The sequence below is a fragment of the uncultured Phascolarctobacterium sp. genome, from assembly GCF_937920985.1.
Lineage (GTDB): Bacteria > Bacillota > Negativicutes > Acidaminococcales > Acidaminococcaceae > Phascolarctobacterium_A.
Genome location: NZ_CALDXR010000027.1, coordinates 25,313 through 48,420, shown reverse-complemented (window position 1 = coordinate 48,420; position 23,108 = coordinate 25,313). Strand labels below are relative to the sequence as shown.

The 23,108-nt window shown below is 48.1% G+C and carries 20 protein-coding genes and 1 riboswitch; of the genes, 4 read left to right on the top strand and 16 right to left on the bottom strand.

All coding sequences use genetic code 11. The features are described from left to right. Nucleotide 1: 1 nt before the first annotated feature. The 4 genes from Q0612_RS04660 to miaB are packed head-to-tail and all read right to left on the bottom strand — an operon-like array spanning nt 2 to nt 6,802. Entirely contained in the window at nt 2-790 is a 789-nt protein-coding gene (locus tag Q0612_RS04660) for a class I SAM-dependent methyltransferase (protein ID WP_298881346.1), read from the bottom strand. Beyond that, entirely contained in the window at nt 790-2,889 is a 2,100-nt protein-coding gene (gene mutL, locus Q0612_RS04655) for a DNA mismatch repair endonuclease MutL (RefSeq protein ID WP_298881343.1), read from the bottom strand. The genes Q0612_RS04660 and mutL overlap by 1 nt, the downstream gene beginning before the upstream one ends. Next, on the bottom strand, nt 2,889-5,474 hold the full coding sequence (gene mutS / locus Q0612_RS04650; protein ID WP_298881340.1) for a DNA mismatch repair protein MutS: 2,586 nt from the start codon (nt 5,472-5,474) through the stop codon (nt 2,889-2,891). Before mutS ends, mutL begins: the two co-directional genes overlap by 1 nt. Then, nucleotides 5,474-6,802, bottom strand: coding sequence for a tRNA (N6-isopentenyl adenosine(37)-C2)-methylthiotransferase MiaB (gene miaB, locus Q0612_RS04645; protein ID WP_021720027.1), 1,329 nt, complete (start codon nt 6,800-6,802; stop codon nt 5,474-5,476). Before miaB ends, mutS begins: the two co-directional genes overlap by 1 nt. 208 nt (nt 6,803-7,010) lie before the next feature. Here miaB and Q0612_RS04640 point away from each other — a divergent pair, with 208 nt between their 5' ends. Beyond that, on the top strand, nt 7,011-8,045 hold the full coding sequence (locus Q0612_RS04640; RefSeq protein ID WP_298881335.1) for a DUF2939 domain-containing protein: 1,035 nt from the start codon (nt 7,011-7,013) through the stop codon (nt 8,043-8,045). 74 nt (nt 8,046-8,119) lie between these two features. Here Q0612_RS04640 and Q0612_RS04635 read toward each other — a convergent pair whose 3' ends face one another. The 3 genes from Q0612_RS04635 to Q0612_RS04625 all read right to left on the bottom strand — a co-directional run bounded on the left by Q0612_RS04635 (nt 8,120) and on the right by Q0612_RS04625 (nt 11,101). Beyond that, a complete protein-coding gene (locus tag Q0612_RS04635; RefSeq protein WP_298881332.1) occupies nt 8,120-9,025 on the bottom strand; it encodes an exonuclease domain-containing protein in 906 nt (301 codons plus the stop codon). A gap of 48 nt (nt 9,026-9,073) precedes the next feature. After that, a complete protein-coding gene (locus tag Q0612_RS04630; RefSeq protein WP_298881330.1) occupies nt 9,074-9,697 on the bottom strand; it encodes a hypothetical protein in 624 nt (207 codons plus the stop codon). 225 nt (nt 9,698-9,922) lie between these two features. Continuing rightward, nucleotides 9,923-11,101 (bottom strand): phosphoribosylaminoimidazolecarboxamide formyltransferase, encoded by a 1,179-nt coding sequence (locus tag Q0612_RS04625; RefSeq protein WP_040564796.1) that lies wholly within the window; start codon nt 11,099-11,101, stop codon nt 9,923-9,925. Nucleotides 11,102-11,171: 70 nt separating this feature from the next. Further along, nucleotides 11,172-11,250: riboswitch (ZMP/ZTP riboswitch) on the bottom strand. 279 nt (nt 11,251-11,529) lie between these two features. On the opposite strand from Q0612_RS04625, the gene Q0612_RS04620 reads away from it, so the two are divergent. Next, nucleotides 11,530-12,426 carry a radical SAM protein gene (locus tag Q0612_RS04620; protein ID WP_210684029.1) on the top strand — a complete coding sequence of 299 codons (897 nt, stop codon included), beginning with the start codon at nt 11,530-11,532 and terminating at the stop codon, nt 12,424-12,426. A 123-nt stretch (nt 12,427-12,549) separates the two neighbouring features. Here the strand turns inward: Q0612_RS04620 and Q0612_RS04615 are convergent, their stop codons facing one another. Further along, nucleotides 12,550-13,779 carry a M20 family metallo-hydrolase gene (locus tag Q0612_RS04615; protein WP_298881319.1) on the bottom strand — a complete coding sequence of 410 codons (1,230 nt, stop codon included), beginning with the start codon at nt 13,777-13,779 and terminating at the stop codon, nt 12,550-12,552. Nucleotides 13,780-13,997: 218 nt separating this feature from the next. Between Q0612_RS04615 and uraA the strand changes: the two genes are divergently transcribed. Next, nucleotides 13,998-15,245, top strand: a complete 1,248-nt coding sequence (gene uraA, locus Q0612_RS04610) for a uracil permease (protein ID WP_298881317.1) — start codon at nt 13,998-14,000, stop codon at nt 15,243-15,245. Between the two features lie 93 nt (nt 15,246-15,338). Here uraA and hydG read toward each other — a convergent pair whose 3' ends face one another. Together hydG and Q0612_RS04600 are read right to left on the bottom strand one after the other, a co-directional pair. Beyond that, nucleotides 15,339-16,754 (bottom strand): [FeFe] hydrogenase H-cluster radical SAM maturase HydG, encoded by a 1,416-nt coding sequence (hydG, locus tag Q0612_RS04605; RefSeq protein WP_298881314.1) that lies wholly within the window; start codon nt 16,752-16,754, stop codon nt 15,339-15,341. A 61-nt stretch (nt 16,755-16,815) separates the two neighbouring features. After that, nucleotides 16,816-17,073 carry a TM1266 family iron-only hydrogenase system putative regulator gene (locus Q0612_RS04600; RefSeq protein WP_293827540.1) on the bottom strand — a complete coding sequence of 86 codons (258 nt, stop codon included), beginning with the start codon at nt 17,071-17,073 and terminating at the stop codon, nt 16,816-16,818. Between the two features lie 160 nt (nt 17,074-17,233). Between Q0612_RS04600 and Q0612_RS04595 the strand changes: the two genes are divergently transcribed. Further along, nucleotides 17,234-17,434 carry a hypothetical protein gene (locus Q0612_RS04595; protein WP_009144888.1) on the top strand — a complete coding sequence of 67 codons (201 nt, stop codon included), beginning with the start codon at nt 17,234-17,236 and terminating at the stop codon, nt 17,432-17,434. 188 nt (nt 17,435-17,622) lie between these two features. Here Q0612_RS04595 and rbr read toward each other — a convergent pair whose 3' ends face one another. The 6 genes from rbr to Q0612_RS04565 all read right to left on the bottom strand — a co-directional run bounded on the left by rbr (nt 17,623) and on the right by Q0612_RS04565 (nt 23,101). Further along, nucleotides 17,623-18,162, bottom strand: coding sequence for a rubrerythrin (gene rbr, locus Q0612_RS04590; protein WP_293827543.1), 540 nt, complete (start codon nt 18,160-18,162; stop codon nt 17,623-17,625). Nucleotides 18,163-18,228: 66 nt separating this feature from the next. Further along, nucleotides 18,229-18,663 (bottom strand): Fur family transcriptional regulator, encoded by a 435-nt coding sequence (locus Q0612_RS04585; RefSeq protein ID WP_246869331.1) that lies wholly within the window; start codon nt 18,661-18,663, stop codon nt 18,229-18,231. 281 nt (nt 18,664-18,944) lie between these two features. Next, a complete protein-coding gene (locus tag Q0612_RS04580) occupies nt 18,945-20,009 on the bottom strand; it encodes a hypothetical protein (RefSeq protein WP_298881303.1) in 1,065 nt (354 codons plus the stop codon). Between the two features lie 94 nt (nt 20,010-20,103). Next, complete coding sequence (gene fsa / locus Q0612_RS04575; protein ID WP_293827545.1) at nt 20,104-20,748, bottom strand: fructose-6-phosphate aldolase; 645 nt, start codon at nt 20,746-20,748, stop codon at nt 20,104-20,106. A gap of 344 nt (nt 20,749-21,092) precedes the next feature. Continuing rightward, on the bottom strand, nt 21,093-21,710 hold the full coding sequence (locus Q0612_RS04570; protein ID WP_298881298.1) for a hypothetical protein: 618 nt from the start codon (nt 21,708-21,710) through the stop codon (nt 21,093-21,095). Nucleotides 21,711-21,799: 89 nt separating this feature from the next. After that, a complete protein-coding gene (locus Q0612_RS04565) occupies nt 21,800-23,101 on the bottom strand; it encodes an amidohydrolase (RefSeq protein ID WP_298881294.1) in 1,302 nt (433 codons plus the stop codon). Between the last annotated feature and the right edge of the window lie 7 nt (nt 23,102-23,108).

Here is a 23,108-nt window from a genome sequence, read left to right as displayed (position 1 = left end):
ATCACCTTTTTATTATTCCGTACTTAATCCTGCTATATTTGCCGCCGATAAATTCCTCGCAGCCATACTCGCGCAGAATATATTCGCTGCGCTCCTTGATAACCACACGCGGCGCTACACGCAATGCAAGCTGCAGCGTTTCTGCCGACAGCGCTTCCTCGTAGGAAAGCGGACGCAATGCTTCCATGCCCTTGGCACCATTTACAGGATGACGGAACATCGGATCGAAATAAACAACGTCAAAGCTGTCCAGCGCACACTGCGCCAGATAATTCTCCGCCAACGCCTGCGCCGGCTGAATCCGGCGCAGTGCTGCCGTCAGGTCTGCATCTTCTGCCACATAATGCTGCAAACCATAGCTCACGGCAAAATGCAGCAGCGGTGAAGCCTCCAGCCCCACAACTGTTCCTTCGTCCCCGACAATATACGAGTTGATGGCGGCATCAGCAGCAAGTCCCAGCGTAGCATCCAGCACTCTTTTTCCCGGACGCAGGTCCAACGCCGTCAGCAAATGCTCCGTCGCACCACGCTTCAGCTGCTGCAGACGCAGCACCGCCATACCCGGATGATAGGCAAAGCTGCCTGCGGCGCTATGAATACGCGGACCATCCTTTTCGCCCACGACAAGCGCTGCCAGTTCATATTGCGCCATAAGCTCGTCTACGCCCATATTATGCGGACGATCCACATAAATTGCGCCCAGCTGCTCCGCCCAGGCCCTGGCCTGAGCTGCAGCGGCGCTACCTGTCGCATTTCTGGCCGTTGTTACGCCAATTCTGCCTGTAAGCATCAAAAGCCCGTCCTTTTAAACATTTTATACAGCTGATTGCTGTCAATTTCAATCATGCAAGGTCTGCCGTGCGGGCAGGTAAACGGATGCGTAGTATTGCACAAATCAATAATCAGCTGACGCATCTGCCGCATATTCAGCAGCTGTCCGGCCTTAATTGCCGCCTTGCAGGCAGTCATGTGCAGTACCTCCTGCCGCAAATCGCTGCCATTGACATTACGCATTTCCCGCAGCATTTTGCTGATAGCATTGATAAAATCTTCAGCAGCATCTGCCTTGATATCCGCCGGCAAACTGCTTACGCGCAGCAGGCTTTCACCGGCGCTGGCTGCATCAACACCCAAAGCCAGGAATTCGTCCCTGTGCTCCTCAATCAGCGCAATATCATCGGCAGCCATATCCACATACAACGGCATCAAAAGCTGCTGCGACGGAATCTGCTCATGCGAAGCCACCAGCTTGTCATAAAGAATACGCTCATGAGCAGCATGCTGGTCAATCAGATAAAGCGTATTTTCACTTTGAGCAATAATAAAGGTTTTATCAACCTGACCAATCGGCCAGATAGTATCCATACCGCTGTCGGTATCTGTAAAAGCAATAGTTTCCCTGTTGGGCACAGGTGCAGCCTCCGTCGGCTGCGGTTTGGCAAATTCACTGCGCGCCTCATGCACCTCCAGCACAGGCTCCTGATATCCCTTGGTATAGGAAACGGTTGCAGATGTTTTGTTGAAATCATCAAACGGCTGCCACATTGCTTGCTGCTCTCCCTGCTCCTTTTTCACAATAGGCGCAGGCTGCTGCTCATTTACCAACAGCTCTTCTGCTGCAGGCTGCTCCTCATTACGCTCCGGCGTTTTGAAAATCGGCTCTGCGCTGCTCTTGAACACTGGCTCGGCTGCGCTCTGTGGCTCTTCCTTGCGCTCCGGTGTTTTGAAAATCTGCTCCGCGCCGCCTTTGAACACAGGCTGCTGCGGCTGATACGCAGGCTTAGGCTGCGGTACAGGTGTAACCGGCACAGAAACAGCTTGCGGCTGTGGCTTCACAAACACATTCAGCTCTGAATCAGGCAGCAGCGTTACCTGCGTCTTTTGCGCGCTCATCGGCTTCGTCAGTGCATCGGTCAGCGCCTTATACATAGCCTTGTAAATAAGGCTGTCATCACTGAATTTAATCTCACTCTTCTGCGGATGCACATTAACATCAACGCTGGCTGTATCAACTGTTATATTGATAACAGCAAAGGGAAAGCCGCTTTTGGGAATCTGCGACTGATAAGCATGGTCCATGGCCTTGGAAAGCATTTTGCTGCCGATGCAGCGTCCGTTGACAAAGAACGTCTGCCACTGGCGCGTTCCCTTCAACAGCGTAGGCTTGCCGATAAAGCCGCTAACTCTTACCTTAGGATCGTTCAGCGATACCTCCAAAAGGTTTTCGGCAACATTCTTGCCATACAGTGCTTTAATCGCATGCTCTAAATCTCCATCACCGGGAGTGCTGAGCACCTCTTTATCATTGTTAACCAGCTTAAAGCGCACATCAGGACGCGAAAGCGCCAGCCTTGTCAACAGCTCGCTGATATAACGTCCTTCAGTGCTCACGGTTTTCAGGAATTTACGGCGTGCAGGCACGTTAAAGAACAGATTCTCTACAATTACGGTAGTACCCGTACTGCCGCCGCTTGCTGTAACCTCCGTATTTTCACCGCCGTCAATATGTACGGAGGTAGCGAATTCCTCGCTCTCCGGACGGGTAAGCAGCGTAAAGTTAGAAACAGAGGCGATACTGGGCAAGGCTTCACCGCGAAAGCCCAAGGTATTCAGGCTCAGTAAATCCTCAGCTTTCGTAAGCTTGCTTGTGGCATGGCGCAGCACAGCCATTTTGGCATCAGCTTCACTCATGCCGCAGCCATTATCAGTTACTCTGATATATTCCGTACCGCCGGCAAAAATCGTTACTTCAATTTTATCCGCACCGGCATCCAGTGCGTTCTCAACCAATTCCTTTACTACGGACGCAGGCTTTTCTACAACCTCGCCGGCAGCAATCTGGTTGGCGGTATTCGTATCCAACAAACGGACGGCATGCTCTTCTGCCATTATTTACCCAGCTCCTTTCTTGCTTCATCCTGCAATTTATACAAGGCGCTCATCGCCTCAATCGGTGTCATGCTCATAACATCAAGCTTCAAAAGCTCATTGGCAATAGAGCTGCCAAACAGCGAGCCCATCATATTATCCTGCGGTGCTGCAGCAGCTGCAGGCTGCTGTACACGGCCGTTGTCATTATCATATTCCTTCAGCAGCTCCTCCGAACGCTCCAGCACCTTCTTTGGCAGACCGGCGAGGCGTGCAACATGCACGCCGTAGCTGCGGTCGGTTCCGCCCGGTACAATACGGCGCAGGAAGATAATATCCTTGCCTCTTTCCTTGACGGCAACGGAATAATTCTTCACACCGCTCAGCACATTTTCCAAGGCAATCAGCTGATGATAATGCGTAGCAAACAGCGTTTTTGCCTTGATGCGGTCATGGATATATTCCATAACTGCGTGAGCAATGCTCATACCGTCAAAGGTGCTGGTACCGCGGCCCACCTCATCAAGGATAATCAAGCTGTTTTTCGTAGCGTATTTCAAAATCTGCGCTACCTCGTTCATCTCCACCATAAAGGTGCTCTGGCCTGTCGCCAAATCATCGCTGGCGCCGACACGCGTAAAAATCTTATCCACCGGGCAAACGCTCGCCTGACGCGCAGGAATAAAGCTGCCGATTTGCGTCATCAGCACCAGCAGCGCTACCTGACGCATGTAGGTTGATTTACCTGCCATATTCGGACCGGTAATAATTATCATGCGCTCGTCGGTATTATTCAGATTGGTATTGTTGGGGACAAAAATCTCCTTTTCCAGCAAACGCTCTACTACGGGATGGCGTCCGTCAACAATCTTGATTTCGCCGTTATTATTCAGCTCAGGTCTTACATAATTATATTTATAGGCAGCCTCTGCCAAGCCTGTCAGCACATCAATGTAACTGACGGCGCGGGCAGTTTCCTGAATCTCCTTGATTTTGCCGCGAATCAAGGTACGCAGCTCATCAAACAGATAATACTCCAGCTGCTCGATTTTTTCCTTGGCACCGAGAATTTTATTCTCGAACTCCTTAAGCTCGGGGACAATATAGCGCTCCGCGTTTACCAGCGTCTGCTTACGCACAAAGTACGGAGGCACACTGCTGCTCTGTCCCTTGCTAACCTCGATATAATAGCCGAAAACCTTGTTAAAGCCGACCTTCATGGTTTTAATGCCGGTTTCCTCTTTGATTTTCTGCTCAAAGTTCTGCATCCAGGTTTTATTGTCGGCAGCAATCAGATGCAGCTCATCCAGCTCCTGATTATAACCTGTGCGAATCATACCGCCCTCACGAACAGAAAACGGCGGCTCATCGACAATCGCCTGCTGCAATCTTGCAGCCAGCTCCTCGTGCAGATGCAGGCCCTTCCACAGCTTGCGCAGCAGTCCGCTGCTACAGCCTTCCAGAATGCCCTTCAGGCCCGGAAGCACGCTTAAGGAATTACGCAATGCCACCAAATCTCTGGCATTGGCACTGCCCACCTCAATACGGCTGACAATACGCTCCAGATCCGCTACTGCCTTCAGCTGTGCCACAATCGCTTCGCGCAGCTCTGCGGCTGCAGCAAGCTCAGCTACAGCCTCCTGACGCTCATAAATGCGGCCTACATCAAGCAGCGGGCTTTCAATCCAGCTGCGCAGACGGCGCGCACCCATCGATGTATTGGTAAAATCCAGTACCTGCAGCAGCGTACCGCGCTTCGAGCCGTCCGTCATATTGCGAACCAACTCCAGATTGCGGATAGCAGTCACATCAAGATTCATAAAGCTGTTGCGTTCAATCCGCACCAGGCGGTTAATATGGCTCAAATCCGCCATAACCGTTCCATGCAGATAGCGCAGCAAAAGCTCAACCGTACTGTGTACCTCATCCGGCACCTCACTGCCGGCAAAGTGCTGCGTAAAATAATCAGCCTCCGGCGTACTCTCGTCATAATGCGTAACAACGCATTCCGGCAATCTTGCAGCCAGCCATTCCTGCAGCTTCTCTCTCATTTTCTCCGAAGTAAAATGAACAACAAGCTCTGCAGGCTGCAGTCTGTAAAGCTGCTCGGTGATATTCAAAAAGCTTTCCGAAGTTTGGTCAAGAAACCATTCGCACTCGCCCGTAGTTACATCAGCCGCCGCCAGGCACATTCCCTTTTCCTGATCCTGCTGTAAAAACACCAGATAGCGGTTGTGCTTATCCTCCAGAAGCTGTTCGTTCAGCGCCGTTCCAGGCGTAATAATTTTAATAACCTTACGCTCAACAATGCCTTTGGCGAGCTTGGGATCCTCCACCTGCTCGCAGATGGCGATGCGGTAACCCTTTTTTATCAGCTTGGCGATATATCCGTCCACCGAATGATAAGGCACACCGCACATCGGCATATTTTCCATACCATTAGAGCGCTTGGTCAGTGTTAAATTAAGCTCACGCGATGCTGTGATAGCATCGTCAAAAAACATTTCATAAAAATCGCCCAAGCGAAAGAAGAGCAGCTCATTCTGATGCTCCTGCTTCACCGCCATATATTGTTGTACCATGGGTGTAACATTTGCAGCAGCCATTAATCAACCGCCTTACCTTTCACCAGCCAGGTCTGCGCAGCTTCAATCTGCACATTAACCTTCTGTCCTACCTCGTATTGCTTATCTTCAATCGGCCACAGTACCAGAACTCCTGTGCGTGTGCGGCCGTTCCAAACTGTTTTCTGCTTGCTGGGGCCTTCTGCCAGCACTTCTACAGTCTGACCTACAAGCTTTTCATGGCACTTCAGGCTGTTCTCGTTCTGCAGAGCCATCAAACGGTTCAAGCGTTCCTTCTTCACTGCCAGCGGCACCTGGTTTTCCATTTTGGCTGCAGGTGTACCGCTACGCTTGGAATAAATAAAGGTATAAGCAGAGGTAAAGCCAACCTGACGCACGACATCCAAAGTTTCTTCAAAATCCTCTTCGGTTTCGCCCGGGAAGCCTACAATAATATCTGTGGTAATCGTTGCGTCCGGCACATACTTGCGTACCATCTTCACCAGCTCCAGATATTTTTCCTTCGTGTAACCGCGGTTCATGCGGCGCAGAATTTCGGAGCTGCCTGCCTGGAACGGCAGATGGAAGTTTTCGCAGATGTGCTCACATTCTGCAACAGCCTTGATAACCTCCTCGCTCATATCACGCGGGTGGCTGGTCATATAATGAATACGCTCAACGCCAGGAATAATATCCACACGGCGCAGCAGCTTAGCGAAAGCGTCCTTGTCGCCAAAATCCTTGCCATAGGAATTAACGTTTTGTCCCAGCAGAGTAAATTCCTTGTAGCCATCTTTAACTGCTGCCTCAATCTCGGCAACAATATTATCTATGCTGCGGCTGCGCTCGCGTCCGCGTACATACGGCACGATGCAGTAGGTGCAGAAATTATTGCAGCCATACATAATAGGAATCCAGGCAGCAAAGGAGCTTTGGCGTACCATATGACCTTCAAACTCACTTTGGTGAATAGTCAGATCGGTATAAACCGCAGCCTTGCGCTCTGCCAGAAATTCCAGCAGCAAGCGTTTAAAATCGTTAACGTAAGCAGTACCCAGCAGCAAATCTACCTGCGGATGCTTTTTACGCAGCTTTTCGCCGTCCTTCTGTGCCATACAGCCTGCAACACAGATAACTACATCCGGATTGGCACGCTTTACAGCCTTTAATTCGCCAATTTTGCCGGCAATTTTCTTTTCCGCACTTTCGCGCACGCAGCAGGTGTTGACAATAATTATATCTGCGGTATGAAAATCAGGATTAGGCGCATAGCCCAGCTCCTGCAGCTGTCCTGCATAATGCTCCGTATCGGATTCATTCATCTGGCAGCCATAATTTATCAGACAGTAGGTTTTATTTTTATCACTCATGTAAATACCTCCGTGTAAAATCAGTCTATCATTATATTATACCCAATTACAGTCACTTCCCGCAACATTTCCCACGGAAAGAAGTAGGGAATAATTTATAAAATATTTTAGTAGTAGGTATTGAAATCTGCCCTTAAGATGATTACAATATATGCAGGCAAAGAATTTTTCCGATTGCCTTTTAATATAGTTTAGGAAGGTCAAAATCATGCAAAGCAAAAAGAAATGGTTTGTTGTATTTATTCTGCTCGCTGCCCTTGCAGGCGCAGCCTTTTATTTTCTTTATTTCATCCGTACACCGGCTTATGCTCTGAACGAAGCGCGTGTTGCACTGCAGCAGCATGACAGCGCAAAATTTTCACGCTATGTTGATGTTCCATCTGTTATGGACAACGCTTTCGATGACATCATCAAGGCAGAAAGCAAAATCAATAACGATAATGTTTTCTCCAACCCGTTCGCACTCGGCATTCTGCATATGCTGAAGCCTTCGGTAGTAGACCTGATGACGCAAGAGGCTCTGGACAAAATTGCCGCTAAGCCCGACAATACGCCTAAGCAGTCGGTCGACCCGGTACCTGATGCTATGAAGCGTAACCTGGAACGCCACATCCCCATTCAAAACCTTACTGTCAAAGATCTGAAGCTCAGCAAGCATGATGGCGAAACAGCTACAGCTACGCTGGTACTGCGCGATAAGGATCTTGAAAAGGATTTTATTGCCGAGCTGTTGATGCAGCAAAATGATAAAGGTGATTGGCAGATTAAGAAAGTCAGCAATCTGGCAGACTTTATCGTCCAATTGGACGCAGCTAAACGTGCTAAACAGGCCCTGCTGAATAAGCCTGTTATGGAACGTCTGAACAAAGCACTGCAAGCAACCAGCGAACGCCTGACATTGAACAAGGACAGCAACAAAATCGGCAGCGAAGAAAAAGCTACGCTTACCGCTACCATCATGGCCAAAAACATGAGCAACGTTGCTATCAACCGTATGTATTACGATGTAACCGTGCTCAACGATAAAGGCGAACAGCTTTATTCCTATCCGGAGCATTATCAGGGCAGCATCGCCCCTGGTCAGGCAGTGGAGCTCACCACCAGCAAAAAGCTGAATTCCATGCTGCCGGATGACAAAAAGCTGATGAATCTGGATATTACCAAAGAAACCGTAAAAATTCAGGTCACCTATATTGCTTTTGATAACGGCGAAGTAATTTCTCCTAAGGGTTTGATTGAATAACCGCAAAAAATTAAACGCTTACATCCCACGCGATGCGTGGGGCGTAAGCGTTTTTTGTTATGATAATTTACCGCTTAGCCTAAAATCCTCAGCCAGCCTTTGGCCAGCACCGATTGGCAAAACACATCTTCTTTAAGAATATAGATATTCTTGCCCGCGTTTTTCATGCTGACAGCACGCTGCAAATCAGCACCTTCACACACGGAAGCATCCGCCGTGCCGACAATAACCATATCAGAAGCTGCTGTAACATGATAAGCAACGCTTGCACCAAGCGCAGTCAGTATCTCCTGAAGGTTTTTAAGATAAAGACCGTCAAAAGAGCCAAGCAGAACTATATTTCTATCTACCAACGGTCTTAAGCGCCTGAAAGACGGTACGATTGCAAGCTCTCTTTGCTGCGGCGGCAGATGATAATCCGCCACCGCCAGCTCCTTCAGCTTCTGGTAGCAGCCATTGCAAATGCCGCAGTCAACAAGTGCCCTGTGCGCGCCTGCTGTGGCAATATTAAAATATTCGGCGACCGCAGTCTGCTTATACCTGCCTAAAAACGGTAATTCATTCTGCGCCAGCTTCATAACATCAACATAATCATTGGCTAATCTTTTGGCATAATAGCCTGCCAGATTTTCCGCAATAAAGCTCAAATCAAAGGCTACATTGTAGCCTGCAATAATATCATCAGCCAAAAAATCCATAAAGGACAAAATTACCTCGTCGATTGCCGGAGCATCCGCAACCATGGCGTCATTGATACCGGTGAGCCGTGTAATATAATACGGGATAGATAATTCCGGCTTAACTAAGCTGGAAAATTCATCTACTCTGCGATTATTGCGGTATTTTATGGCCGATATTTCCGTTATATAATCATTTTGCGGACTCAGGCCGGTAGTTTCAATATCTAAAACAGTATAATCGTCAGGATAAGCCAGAAGCAGCTTACCATCTATATACCTGTTTCTTTTTACAGAACTCAAAAAATCACCTTGCCGAGCTTAGCTCAGCATCTATGTCCTTTCTTTTGCTTATTTCTCAAACACCTTCATGCACATAATTCCCTTTTCGTTACGCACCAGGAAAAAGCTTATTTCATCGCCCTTATGCAGACCAGTCGCCGCTTGAGGCTCGGAAAGCAGTGTGCCTATGATATTTACCTCACGTACTTCCTTAAGCAGCACCTGAACCGCTTCAGCTTCATCACCACGCACCAGATAAACCGTGACGATATCCGGGTGCGTTGCAAGTCTTGCCGGATCTAACGAAGTAAGCTGGCGCATTGCTTCTGTCGCTTCATCTGCCTTATAAGCCTTTTGCACCATTTCAACCTTGCCCTTGAACTCGCTTAAGCGAGGCATTTCGCTCGGTAGCACAGCTGCCTGCGCTTCTAGCAGCTCAGCTAAGCGTATCTTCGCTGATTGCTCATCATTACCATGCAACAGCTTCAGCGTCTTTTTATCCGTATCGTGTACAGCACAGCAAAGTATTTCAAAACTAATGCCTGCCTGTGCATCTATATAACCATAGCAAAGTAAACCGGTTACATCATCGGTTACCTCAAAAATGCTGCCAAGCTTTTGCGCCATGTCGGCTGCGTCTATGTTAAGATATTTATCTACGATGTCACGGAAATTCATTTCTTTAAGAAGCATATTATCACCTCATAGGAATGGAGTTAGTTTTAATTATGATATAGGCATTTTACTTTACGCTTTTGTAAAAGATTGCCTGTAATCAATCATACATGCAATTTACGTAATTTGCAATAAAGCAGCAAGCATTTTTGAGTGTGTTAGGTTTGGCAGAATCAAAAGAGAAGAAAATAAAACCGTCCCACCCGTCAAACGAGTGGGACGAAATTTCATTATAAAGCTATCTTAGTGGTGGAACAGGCGCAAACCAGTGAATGCCATTGCAATACCGTACTTGTCGCAGGTCTCAATAACATTATCATCACGGATAGAGCCGCCTGCCTGTGCAATATATTGCACGCCGCTGCGATGCGCACGTTCAATGTTATCGCCAAACGGGAAGAAAGCGTCACTGCCGAGAGCAACATCCTTCAGCTGTGCAACCCAAGCCTTTTTCTCTTCGCGAGTCAGCGGTTCCGGTTTTTCGGTGAAGAAGTTTTCCCATACGCCGTCAGCCAGTACATCTTCATAATCATCGGAGATATAAACGTCGATGGTGTTGTCGCGGTCGGGACGACGGATGCTGTCCTTAAACGGCAGAGCCAAAACCTTCGGATTTTGGCGCAGCCACCAGATATCAGCCTTACCGCCTGCAAGACGAGTGCAGTGTACACGGGATTGCTGGCCGGCGCCGATGCCAATAGCCTGACCGTCTTTTACGTAGCAAACGGAGTTGGACTGAGTATATTTCAAAACGATTAAGGAAATCAGCAGGTCGCGTGCTGCGCCTTCCGGAATTTCTTTATTCACAGTCGGGCGGTTTTGCAGCAGGTCTGCGGTAATTTTAGCTTCGTTGCGCTCCTGCTCGAAGGTAATACCGAATACCTGCTTGTGCTCCAGCAGTTCCGGCTTGTAGTTTTCATCAATTTTAATGATGTTGTAGGTGCCTTTGCGTTTACCTTTCAAAACGGTAAGAGCCTCTTCGGTATAACCGGGTGCGATAACACCGTCGGAAACCTCGCGTGCCAGCATTTTAGCAGTCTGCACGTCACAAACATCAGACAAAGCAACAAAGTCGCCATAAGAGCTCATGCGGTCAGCGCCGCGGGCACGTGCATAAGCATTTGCCAACGGAGACAGCTCCAGATCATCTACATAATAAATTTTCTTCAGAGTATCGCTCAGCGGCAGGCCTACTGCAGCACCTGCAGGGCTTACGTGCTTAAAGGATGCTGCTGCCGGCAGGCCGGTTGCTTCCTTCAGTTCCTTTACCAGCTGCCAGCTGTTGAAGGCATCGAGGAAATTGATATAGCCGGGACGGCCGTTCAGTACCTCAATCGGCAGCTCGCTGCCATTGTTCATGTAAATACGTGCGCTGCCCTGATTAGGATTGCAGCCATATTTTAATGCTAATTCTTTCACTATAACTCCTCCTCTTTTGTATAGTGCCAGTCACTTAGACAAACAAAAAAACCGACACACTGGCACAAGAAAAAATCTTTGCCCAGACGGTCGGCGTGCTACCGGTCATACTCCCCTGTGGTAACCCACTTCCGTCAGTTATATGACCTAATACTAAAATTATAAGATGCCTCGTTGTTTTTGTCAATAGCGGGCGATTGTGGTAGAATAAAGGTATAACGAATTAGAGTGTTGCAGAAGAGAATCTCTCCCAGAAGAGATAAGATGAATTGCCCGTAAGGCAAGAAAGAAAGCCCTCGGACGGATGTCATCGCCAAGAAATGACGGAGAGCGGTTTTGCCTGTCATAACGTTATCATTAAACGTATGATGTACCATCTCAGCCATCATATAATACCAATAACAGCTCTAATTTTCAAAGGAGGAAATAATATGACTCTCTGTTATGTATGTCCGCATCGCTGCGGTGTAGACCGCCCGGCAAACATGTCTGATACTACCGGCTGCTTTGGCAGCTGCGGCGTCGGCCTCGCTCCGATTGTTGCCCGCGCCGGCCTGCATATGTGGGAAGAGCCCGTCATCAGCGGAACTAAAGGCAGCGGTACTGTGTTCTTTTCCGGCTGCAACCTGCACTGTGTTTTCTGCCAGAACTATGACATCAGCTGCAAGGGCTTCGGCAAGGAAATTACTATTGAACGTCTGAAGGAAATCTATCACGAGCTTATCGCCCAGGGTGCGCACAATATCAATCTGGTTACACCCACCCATTTTACCGAAGCAGTGCTGCAAAGTCTGGATGAACCTCTGCCGGTGCCTGTTGTTTACAACACCAGCGGCTTTGAAACGCAGGATACACTGCGCCGCCTTAAAGGCAAGGTGCAGATTTATCTGCCGGATTTAAAATACAGTGATGATATGGCTGCTATCAAATACAGCAACGCGCCCTACTACTTCCGCATTGCAACCGAAGCAATTAAGGAAATGTATAATCAGGTAGGCGACTACCATATTGACGATAACGGTATTATGACGAAAGGTGTCATCATCCGTCATCTGATTATGCCCGGTATGCCGGACAACACCAAGAGAATTATTGATTGGGTTGCTGCCAACTTCAAGCCGGGGCAGGTAATGTTCAGCCTGATGCACCAATATGTTCCCTGCGGCCGCGCCAGCGAATATCCTGAAATCAACCGCAAGGTTACGGATGAAGAATACAAGGAGCTGGAGAACTATCTGCTGCAAAGCACTATCGAAGACGGCTTTGTGCAGGAGGGCGATGCAGCCTGCAAGGACTTTATCCCCTGCTTTGACGGTACAGGAGTATAAAAGGCATGAAAAAAAGCCGCCTGATGGTAAGGCGGCTTCCTTCAAACTCAAACTTTGCAGGGACAGCCGACCTACCACAATCGGCTATCTCTATACTTTATTATAGCAGTTTTTGCGTTATTGTCAATTTGCCTCCCGACGCAAAACCTCTGCCAGAACCTCAATGCCACGGCAAATATCCTCAGTTGAGGCATACTCTGCCGGGTTATGGCTGATGCCTGCTCGACAGGGAACAAAAAGCATTGTCGTGGGGCAGATTTTCGTCATATGCATAGCATCATGGCCGGCGCCGCTGTTCATATGCAAGAAGCTAAAGCCCTTTTCCGCGCAGATTGCTTCGCTCTGCGCGGCCAAAGCCTTATCCAAAGCAACAGGGCTGTCTGCCGTCAGCATTTCTAGCTGCACGCCGACGCCGTCGCAAACAGCAACGCTTTCAGCCTGCTCGCGTATGCTTTGCAGCACGCGCTCAATGCTGGCTTTATCAACACCACGCACATCAACCCACAGCGTAACTGCTCCCGGCACAACGTTAATCGAGCCGGGTTCTACGTCAACCACGCCAACGGTACCAACACTGCCGTTGGCTTTTTCTGTTTCCGCAGCTTCGTTCACCGCTAAAATAAGCTTAGCAGCGCTGACGAGCGCATCACGGCGCATGCCCATCGGCGTTGCACCGCTATGGTCAGCCACACCTTGAATATGAATCTTAAAACGCGTCGGTGCCGCAATATTATGCACGATACCAAGCTGGTGCTGCGTCTGCTCCAGCACCTTGCCCTGCTCGATATGCAGCTCCGCAAAGCATTTATAGCTGCCAGGAGCAATTACGGCATCACGATAAGCGTCAGGATCACAGCCCCATTCACGCAAGGCCTCGATAAAGCTGATATCACCCTTCTTAGCGCCTTTGTTCAGCTGCTCTGGCACTGCGCTGCCTGTCAGCAGCTTGCTGCCCATGGTTGCAAAGCCGAAGCGGCTCGATTCCTCCGCGCGGAAGATGATAACCTCAATGCTGCGCTCAAGCTCCTCGTCCTGCAGCATATACAGCGCCTCCAAGGCACCTACAACACCACACATGCCGTCATAGGCACCGCCGTGAATAACAGTGTCCAAATGCGAACCGCTGGCTACTGGTGGCAGCTGCGGCTGCTTGCCATCGCGACGCAAAAAGACATTGCCCACAGCATCAGTGCGGATTTGCAAATGCAAATCCTGCACCTGCTCCAACAGCCAGCTCTGAGCTTTTTTATCCAGCGGACTGTAGGCAAGGCGCGTAACACCCTCATCACTGTCCGTAAAAGCTACCAACCCCTGTAAAAGCTTGGCTACACGTTCTTGATTTACCTGTAACATTTTTATTCCCCCTTCATTCGGAAATAGCAACAAAAAATATATAATAAAGATGACAGCTTTATTATACTTGCTTCTTAAGCATCACACAAGAGCGGCACTTCATCTGAAAATCCGAGATTATGGAAAGTTTTTTACACTTTTGCTAAAAACTCCTTGCAATTAATGTAAAATCCACGTAAAATTATCATAGCATAATTTAAGAAAAGAGGTTATTTATTTTGGAACGCAAAGTTATTCAAGTTGAAGAACGTCCGCCATTACTACTTAATATTCCGTTAAGTATCCAGCATCTGTTCGCCATGTTCGGCTCCACCGTGTTGGTTCCTTTTTTGTTTAAGGTAAGCCCTACTACCTGCCTGTTCATGAACGGCCTGGGTACCCTGCTCTACATCTTCATCACCAAGGGCAAAATTCCTTCCTATCTCGGCTCCAGCTTTGCCTTTATCTCTCCTGTACTGCTGATTATGTCCACCTCTGCCTATAACCATGCACAGTCCGGCTTTATCGTTTTCGGTCTGCTGTTCATGCTTTTCTCGCTGATTATTCACTGCGTAGGCACCAAATGGATTGATGTCATCTTCCCGCCGGCAGCAATGGGCGCAATCATCGCTGTTATCGGTCTGGAGCTGGCACCTGTTGCAGCCAACATGGCAGGTTTGACCGGTGATAAAATCGACATGGTCAACGTGGCTATTTCTATGTTCACGCTGGCAGTCGGCGTTATCGGCTCTGTTGCCTTCCGCGGCTTCATGAGCATCATCCCGATTCTCTTCGGCGTTGTCTGCGGTTATGTTTTTGCAGCTATCATGGGTATCGTCAACTTCCAGCCGGTAATTGATGCTCCCTGGTTCCAGGTACCGCATTTCTACGCTCCGGTTTTCGATATCAACGCTATTATGATTATAGCTCCGGCCGCACTCGTTGTACTGGCTGAGCATATCGGCCATCTCGTAGTAACGGGCAACATTGTTGACCGCGACCTGATTAAGGATCCTGGCCTGTCCCGTTCCCTGTTCGCCGACGGCCTTTCCAACGTTATCAGCGGCTTTGCCGGCGCAACTCCGAACACTACCTACGGTGAAAACATCGGCGTTATGGCAATCACCAAGGTTTACAGCACCTGGGTTATCGGCGGCGCTGCTGTCATGGCGATTATTCTTTCCTTCTGCGGTAAGCTCAGCGAGCTGATTCACAGCATCCCCGTTCCGGTTATGGGCGGTATCTGCATCCTGCTGTTCGGCGTAATTGCTGCCAGCGGTATCCGCGTACTAGTTGAACGTCAGGTAGATTACAGCAAATCCTCCAACCTCGTAATGACCTCTGTTATTATGATTATCGGCCTTTCCGGTGCGAAGCTCTCCTTCGGTGCATTTTCCGTACAGGGCATGGTTTTAGCAACTGTTGTTGCTATTATTATGAGCCTTGCCTTCAAGCTCTTTGAATCCCTGCACCTGATGAACGAATAAGACTACTAAAGCTCAAAACCGCTGCAGAATCTCTGCAGCGGTTTTTTAGTATTTACAACGCAAGCCTGCACCCGCAGGCTTGTCTTTTTTATTTTAGAAACGGAAATCTCTTTCTCCCTGAGCAATTTTTTGCAGACGCTCTATGCAAACCTCACGCACCTTTTCCTGCGGAATGTTCGGCAGCTCGGCCTGCACCAGTTTTTCGCCCAAAGCCTTTGTTGCCGGAGAAGCATAGTCCTCCAGATATTCCTTCAGCGTCAGCAGCGCATTAGGATGGCAGCAGTTTTGAATCTGCTTAGACTTGCACAGCTCCATAAATCTGTCGCCTGTGCGTCCGGCACGGTAGCAGGCAGTACAGAACGATGGCAGGAAGCCTAATTCCATCAGCCATTCAATTACTTCATCCAAAGAACGTTGGTCAGAAACGTCAAACTGCTCGGTATCGGTCGGGCGCACATCCTCGGTGTAACCGCCTACGGAAGTACGCGAGCCGCCGCTAATTTGCGAAATACCAAGATGCAGTGCCTTTTCACGCACAGCCTGATTTTCGCGTGTAGAAATAATCATGCCTGTATAAGGAACAGCAATGCGGATAATAGCAATAATCTTGCAGAAGGTTGCATCATCAATACCGTTGTCAAAAACGCCCGGGTCGATATCATCGGCGCGTTTGATACGCGGTACGCTGATGGTATGCGGACCTACGCCGTGTGCTGCCTCCAGATGCTCGGCATGCATCAAAAGGCCGGCCAGCTCGTAGCGGTAACGCTCCAAACCGAACAGTACACCCAAGCCTACATCATCAATGCCGCCTTCCATCGCTCTGTCCATAGCCTCCGTATGGTAAGCGTAATTGTGCTTAGGTCCGCGAGGATGCAGGTTCTCATAGCTTTCCTTATGATAGGTTTCCTGGAAGAGGATGTAGGTACCGATGCCTGCTTCCTTCAGCTTGCGGTAATTTTCTACGGTCGTAGCCGCAATGTTTACGTTTACGCGGCGGATGGCGCCGTTTTTATGCTTAATGGAATAAATAGTCTTAATGCAATCCAGAATATATTCAATCGGATTGTTTACCGGATCCTCGCCAGCCTCCAGCGCCAAACGCTTATGGCCCATATCCTGCAGTGCAATAACTTCAGCACGCACCTCGTCCTGCGTCAGCTTTTTACGTCCGATATGCTTATTAGTTGCATGGTAAGGACAATATACGCAGTGATTGATGCAATAATTGGATAAATACAGCGGAGCAAACAGCACTATACGGTTGCCGTAAAAGTCCTTTTTAATCTGCTCAGCCAGAGCAAACATCTCCTGCACCAGCTTTTCGTCCTCACAGGCAAGCAATACGCTGGCCTCACGATGACTCAAGCCCTTGCGCAGCTTGGCTTTGGCAATAATCTGCTCCAGCAGCTCCTTGTTGTTTTTGTTGGCCTCAGCATAAGCAAGTGTGTCGAGGATTTCCTCATGACAGATAAATTCTTCAGCCTTCATTGATTTTGCATTATACATTTTGTCTCCTCCTTACAGGTCAGTAGTATCTTTCCCGTCAGATAGTTTGTATCCAGCAGTTTTATTCCTTGGCAGTTACGTTGGAATAAGCAGTTTTGGCATTCACACCGGCAAGCAGCCCCAGCTTACCGCTCATAGCGCTGATAATATCCTGCGGCGCATCAACGGCAACGCAGATAATATTAACATTCTTCTGGCGATAGGGCAGGCCCATACGGCCGATAATATAACTGCTATAGGTGTGTAAAATTGCGTTAAGCTCTTCCACAGCCTGAGGCTGCGTTACAATCAGAGAGATAACAGCTACTCTTGTTTCCATACTAATCACCCTTCTCTTTTGGAACATGGCAGAATCTGATTCTGCTATATTTTGCTGAATATATCTATAATAGTATACCATATTTCACGAAAAGTGTGGTATACTAATCCTATAAATATTTATCTGCTTGTAAACAGCTTATAAAAAAGGAGCCATTATAATGCTGAATATATTTTTCTCTTTATTTCTCTTGGGCATGCTGATCGTTTTATGCGGCAAGGCTATCAGCCGCGCCATGCACCAGCAACAGCCGTTAAACAGCAAGGAAGCTGCTCTGCTCATAGCGCTTTCGCTTGGCTGCCTCTTTGCTCTGAATGCCGGCGTCAGCGCCGTCTACAAAACCCAGCTGCTTTTCTACTGAAAAGAGCGCAGCCCGGCTGCCGCAAATGCGGCAGCTTTTTTGCTTTACGCAAAAAAGAGGCAGACAGCAGGCTTGCGCCTCGCTGTTTGCCTCTTATGCTGCTATTTTGTTTTACGTTCTGTCGCAGAAATCCCCATTAAAGCCTTTTAAAGCTTCTATAATTAATTCTGCTTCAGCAAATTAATAGATTAATAGTTGGTTACCTTCAGCTCGAAATAACCTTGAGGATGGTCGCATACCGGACATTTTTCCGGAGCCTTTTCAGCAATAACAATCTTGCCGCAGTTAGTGCAGATCCAAACCTTTTTCTCTTCGCGCTGGAAGACACGATCATTTTCAATGTTTGCCAAAAGCGCACGATATCTTTCCTCATGCTCTTTTTCAATCTTGCCTACTTCTTCAAACAGGAATGCAATTTTATCAAAGCCTTCCTCTTTGGCAACCTTGGCAAATTCGGCATACATTTCGGTCCACTCATAGTTTTCGCCTGCAGCTGCATCCTTCAGATTTTCAATAGTCTGGGGAATAGCGCCACCATGCAGTGCCTTGAACCACAATTTAGCATGCTCTTTTTCATTACCTGCAGTTTCGGTAAAAATAGCGCCAATCTGATTGTAGCCTTCTTTTTTGGCTGCACTTGCATAATATTGGTACTTAGTATGAGCCTGAGACTCACCCGCAAAAGCGGTCTGCAAATTTTTTTCAGTCTTGCTGCCTTTTAAATCCATTTTCAATTCCTCCTCTTGAAAACGACGCAACAGCCTTCCCAAACTAAAGCTTATATAGCCTTAGAATCAGTTTTGGTCATCACCCAAAACATCTTCGCTTACAGGGTGTTCTGCCATTTCCTTTTGGCATTCAGGGCAGATACCGCTGAAAACAATATCATGGTGATTCATTTTGTAGCCAGTTACAGCAGCTACCTTTTCATCCATATCCGGAATATAATCAAAGTTTTCTACGTTCATGAACTTACCGCATTCAGTGCATTTGATGTGGTAATGTCTTGCGAGGATATGATCAAAACGATCAGCACCGCTCGGAACGGAAACCTTGCTCAGCAGACCGCTTTCAACCAGAGAATTAAGGTTGCGGTAAACGGTACCTTTGCTGATATCAGGATACTCCATAGTAATGCGATCATATACTTCTTCAGCAGTAGGGTGATCTGCTAAAAAACGTACAGCCGCGATAACAAGTTGTCTTTGAATAGTGTTTCTTTTAGCCATTTTCATCATCCTTTATCAAAAATAATTCTCATTTAGAATTATACACCCTCCGTCAAAAATGTCAAGTATTTTTAGTACCAATCTACAAAATAATCACAAATAACTTCCTACTTTTTTTGCTGTTATCTTGCAGGTAATCAATCTATTCTTAATTCTAAATTTACTCAATAGGCAAAGCATCACTAAGGGTAGATATTGCTTCTCGCTAACCAAATAAACAAAATGATAAAAAAATACTGTCGAAACTGTGTCCGACAGTATTAGTTAACCTATCTCATTATTTATTCAACTTTCTCCCAAATCAGCTGCACCGGCAGATTAGATGCACCAGGAGGCGACCAGATAAAGCTGTAGTCGCCGGCCTTCAGCTGAGCAAGCTCTATTGCTTCCTCTATTTTCGAGCCTAAGCACACCGTGCGTTCAGGCAACGCCAACAGCTGACGCTCACCCTTAGTTTTGTTTTCCAGTACGCCGTAACCGGCAAACGGTCCGCCAATCGGATTCAAAATAAAGCTGATAGGCTTTTTGCCTACAACGGTAAAGTTCACCTTATAGATAACGCCGTAGTTGCCGTAGTTTTCCGCAGGCAGTCCGGTAGTAGCATCAACGCCCTTGGCATAGCCCTCCTGTGACGTTGCCAGCTCCAGCATCAGCGGCTTTTCCGGTGCCTTGACAGGTTTCTTCAGCGTATAGTTCCAGTCTGCAGCCTCAAAGGTTCCACGTAGCGGATGCTCGTCCATCGGCTGAATCGCAGTGCCTTCGTTAAACAGCTCCAGATCACTCTTAGTTTCACACATCAGTACGCTCACCTCAACCGGCTTGTCAAAGTGCAGATCGATTGTTGCTGTATACAGCTTATCCTGCGGCAGAATAATACCGCGGCCGCTGAGCAGCTCATGGCTATTACCAAAACCCAGCTTGCCCTCCTGTAGCTTCTGGCTGCTGTCATCAAAATATTCCTTTTGGGAATTTTTACCGTCGCGCATATAATCATAGGCAAAGCCTGCTACGCCGCTACGCGTTACCTTATAATGCACCGGACGCAGATTATCAGCGTTTTTCAGCATTACCGCCAGCTTTTTCTTATCAGCAACGCCATTGACATGATGCACAAATAAACGCACATCACCCGCAACCTTATCGCGATACAAGATACCGTTCTGGTAAACAGTTTCCGGGCTGTCGCTAAAAAGCAGCTTCGGACCGTTGGCGACAAAATCCGCCTGCGCCTGCTCTGTAACATAATCCTCAGGAATAAACACCGGTCGTTGCTGTGCGCCTGCTACGTTCAGCATACCACAAGACACAGTAACAAGAAAAGCCTGCAAGGCCTTTTTTAAATTCATCAAATCACTCCCTCAAACTCACAAAAAACTTTCCGCAGCCAAAATTATTCCCTATAATTAAGGCTGCGGACTCAGTAACAATATTCTAAGACTTTTACTTCAGGCTGTTTTGGTAATCAGCCATAAACTGCGCTAAGCCTTTATCTGTCAGAGGATGAATAATCATCTGCTCCAGCACTTTAGTAGGAATAGTTGCAATTTGGCAACCGGTCAGCATAACCTTTTCTACGTGCTCCAGATTACGGATGCTGGCAGCAATTACCTCGGTAGTAATGCCATACAGCTTAAAGGCTTTGACAATGTTTTCTACCAGCTGTACGCCGTCTTCACCGATATCATCCAAACGGCCGATAAACGGGCTGACATAGCTGGCACCTGCGCGTGCAGCCAGCAAAGCCTGAGCCATGCTGAATACCAGCGTTACATTGGTTTTAATGCCTTCAGCGCTTAAAATTTTTACTGCCTTCAGGCCTTCCGGAATGCAGGGAATTTTGATAACGATGTTATCTGCAATCTTTACCAGCTTGCGTGCTTCCTCTACCATGCCAGCACATTCGGTGCTGATAACCTCGGCACTGACGGGACCGGCAACCAGCTTGGCAATTTCCGGGATAACCTCAGCCTGGGTACGGCCGCTTTTGGCAATCAGGCTCGGGTTGGTCGTAACGCCATACACAACGCCCCAATCAACAAATTTGGCAATCTCTTCTACATTAGCAGTATCCATAAAAATCTTCATTTTTAACTAACCCTCTTTACAAATCAAATTCATATTTTTTATTTATATGGTGCTTTATCGCGCGTCCTTACAGTACTTTTCCTTCTCCTTCGCCAGACGCGGGAGAAAGTATCAGAGGCGACGCGACGACGACGACTCATCGCAAGCGATATTAGCACGTCCAACAGCTTCTCACTTCGTTACACTCGTGACAAGCTGGGACTTTGCGTCGCGTACGCCCTTGTACTCCTAGGAGCCGTCGCAAAGCTCGCCGCAAGCGGCATTAGCACGCCCAAACAGCTTCTCACTTCGCTTCACTCGTGACAAGCTGGGGCTTTGCGTCTATGATGCTTTATCGCGCGTCCTTACGGAAGTACGACTACCTTCTCAGCGTGAGTCTGAGCAGGCAAGCTCATAGTCATCATGCTGCTCCAAACCAGCAGCTTATCACCTTTTTTAATCTTAGCAAAGTCTTTGCAGGCAGCTGCGTCAATCGTTGCAATAACATCATTATTGGTGTTGAGTACGGTTACATAGCTGCCATCCTTAGCGAGGCTTGCCTGCGCTACCTCGAAGAAGCTTGCAGATTCTTCGCTGTCTTCAAGCACAATCGCCAGAGCATGGCTTTGCGGCGGCAGGCTGCGTGTCATGGTTGCGGAATAATAGGCAGTAACCTTTTGGCCAACCTTCAAAGCATAGGGCAGACGCAGTTTACCGCTGGCACCCTCCACAATGTAGGTATCACGGTCAACAATGGCTGCAACCATATTTCTGCTGCCCTCGCCCTTAATAACGTAAAAGCCATCTTCTACAGCAACGATTTCGCCACGGGTGATGTAGGTTCCCGGTGCACGCATTATCTCAGGATTAGCCTGTACCTCATCTAAGGGAGCGGATTGAGCCGCGTCAGCGGCGAAAGCACTGCCAGCACCCAAAAGTACCATGCAGGAAAATACTAAAGCGATTTTTTTAAGTGATTTCATAATATATACCTCCAGGATATTGCTTTTGTTTATGCTCATAAGTATAACATATGATTATGGCAAAATCATGGCGGATTTGCTTAAATTATTTACTTATTGCTGAAATGCACAGCAATTTCCGTAATTGTTGCTGCAGCCTTCCACAAGCAGTTCTCATTGAAATCGAAATGACTATTGTGATGACCTGCGGCAATCTTGGTGCCATACATCATATACAACGCACGACCGCCATGCTGCTGCACGCGCTCCATGAAATAACCGCAGTCCTCGCTGCCGCCCATGTCTACATATTCCAATACCTCATCATAGTGGCATTTTTCTTCAATCAGCTCTGCTACCTCGTGGCCCAGCGCCTTATCTGCAAAGCAGGCAGGTGCAGCACCGGCCATAGTGATTTTTACCTTAACATCATACATAGCAGCGCAGGCATTAAGAATACGCTTAGCTTCTGTAACCATGTATTCATCGATTTCGGTAGTAGCACCGCGGGTTTCCAGCTTAATAGAAGCGATATCAGGCACAACGTTGCGGCCGGTGCCGGCGTTGAGCACACCTACATTGATACGGCTGGAGCCCTTGCTGTGACGGGGAATGGTATTCAGGGAAATTGCAGCCTGTGCTGCTGCCAGCAAAGCATTCTTGCCCTGCTCCGGAGCAGCGCCTGCGTGGGCAGATACACCGGTGAATTCCGCATCCAGCTTAGTTGTTGCCAAAAAGCCGTCAGTCATCGTTACCAGGCAGTTGTCAGTAGTAGCCTTAAAGCCGATGTGCCCACCGAACAGATAATCTACATCATCAACTACACCGGCGTTCATCATAGCGAAAGCACCGCGTACACCTTCCTCTGCCGGTTGGAAAATCAATTTAATGGTGCCTGCCAAACGTGCTTTATTGGCGGCAAGCAGCTTTGCTGCCGACAGGCCGATGGTTACGTGACCGTCATGACCGCAGGCATGCATAGCCTTTTTGTGCTCGGAAGCAAAACCCTCCTTTGCCGGGCGATGCTCCTCGCTACGCTCCTCCCCTACATCGTTGCAGTCCATATCAAAGCGGAAGGCAACTGTTTTACCGGGTTTATCTGTTTTAAGAGTTGCCACGATACCGGTCTTGCCGCCTGCCATCTGCTTTACCAGCTCCGGATCCGCACCTTCGCTGATAGCTCTTTGCATATAATCAGCCAGCTCTGCCTCACTAGGTACTCCCATCATAGATTTTTCGTCAATAACGTCAGCGCCAAATTTAACGTCATAGCCCAAAGCTTGCAGTTCACCGATAATCATGCTTGCCGTGCGAAATTCCGTCCAGCCTGTTTCCGGATGTCTATGCAAATCTCTGCGGCGCTCGACCATTTCAGCCTTCAAGCCTTCAGCCTGTTGCCAAATAGTTTCCATATTATTA

Bases quoted from the DNA above. Each gene is read 5' to 3' on its own strand.
- miaB (WP_021720027.1), bottom strand. From the start codon at position 6,802: ATGAGTGATAAAAATAAAACCTACTGTCTGATAAATTATGGCTGCCAG.
- Q0612_RS04640 (WP_298881335.1), top strand. From the start codon at position 7,011: ATGCAAAGCAAAAAGAAATGGTTTGTTGTATTTATTCTGCTCGCTGCC.
- Q0612_RS04600 (WP_293827540.1), bottom strand. From the start codon at position 17,073: ATGGAAACAAGAGTAGCTGTTATCTCTCTGATTGTAACGCAGCCTCAG.
- Q0612_RS04570 (WP_298881298.1), bottom strand. From the start codon at position 21,710: ATGAAATCACTTAAAAAAATCGCTTTAGTATTTTCCTGCATGGTACTT.
- Q0612_RS04620 (WP_210684029.1), top strand. From the start codon at position 11,530: ATGACTCTCTGTTATGTATGTCCGCATCGCTGCGGTGTAGACCGCCCG.
- Q0612_RS04595 (WP_009144888.1), top strand. From the start codon at position 17,234: ATGCTGAATATATTTTTCTCTTTATTTCTCTTGGGCATGCTGATCGTT.
- Q0612_RS04615 (WP_298881319.1), bottom strand. From the start codon at position 13,779: ATGTTACAGGTAAATCAAGAACGTGTAGCCAAGCTTTTACAGGGGTTG.
- Q0612_RS04630 (WP_298881330.1), bottom strand. From the start codon at position 9,697: ATGCTTCTTAAAGAAATGAATTTCCGTGACATCGTAGATAAATATCTT.
- rbr (WP_293827543.1), bottom strand. From the start codon at position 18,162: ATGGATTTAAAAGGCAGCAAGACTGAAAAAAATTTGCAGACCGCTTTT.
- Q0612_RS04585 (WP_246869331.1), bottom strand. From the start codon at position 18,663: ATGGCTAAAAGAAACACTATTCAAAGACAACTTGTTATCGCGGCTGTA.
- Q0612_RS04660 (WP_298881346.1), bottom strand. From the start codon at position 790: ATGCTTACAGGCAGAATTGGCGTAACAACGGCCAGAAATGCGACAGGT.
- mutS (WP_298881340.1), bottom strand. From the start codon at position 5,474: ATGGCTGCTGCAAATGTTACACCCATGGTACAACAATATATGGCGGTG.
- Q0612_RS04565 (WP_298881294.1), bottom strand. From the start codon at position 23,101: ATGGAAACTATTTGGCAACAGGCTGAAGGCTTGAAGGCTGAAATGGTC.
- Q0612_RS04580 (WP_298881303.1), bottom strand. From the start codon at position 20,009: ATGAATTTAAAAAAGGCCTTGCAGGCTTTTCTTGTTACTGTGTCTTGT.
- hydG (WP_298881314.1), bottom strand. From the start codon at position 16,754: ATGTATAATGCAAAATCAATGAAGGCTGAAGAATTTATCTGTCATGAG.
- fsa (WP_293827545.1), bottom strand. From the start codon at position 20,748: ATGAAGATTTTTATGGATACTGCTAATGTAGAAGAGATTGCCAAATTT.
- mutL (WP_298881343.1), bottom strand. From the start codon at position 2,889: ATGGCAGAAGAGCATGCCGTCCGTTTGTTGGATACGAATACCGCCAAC.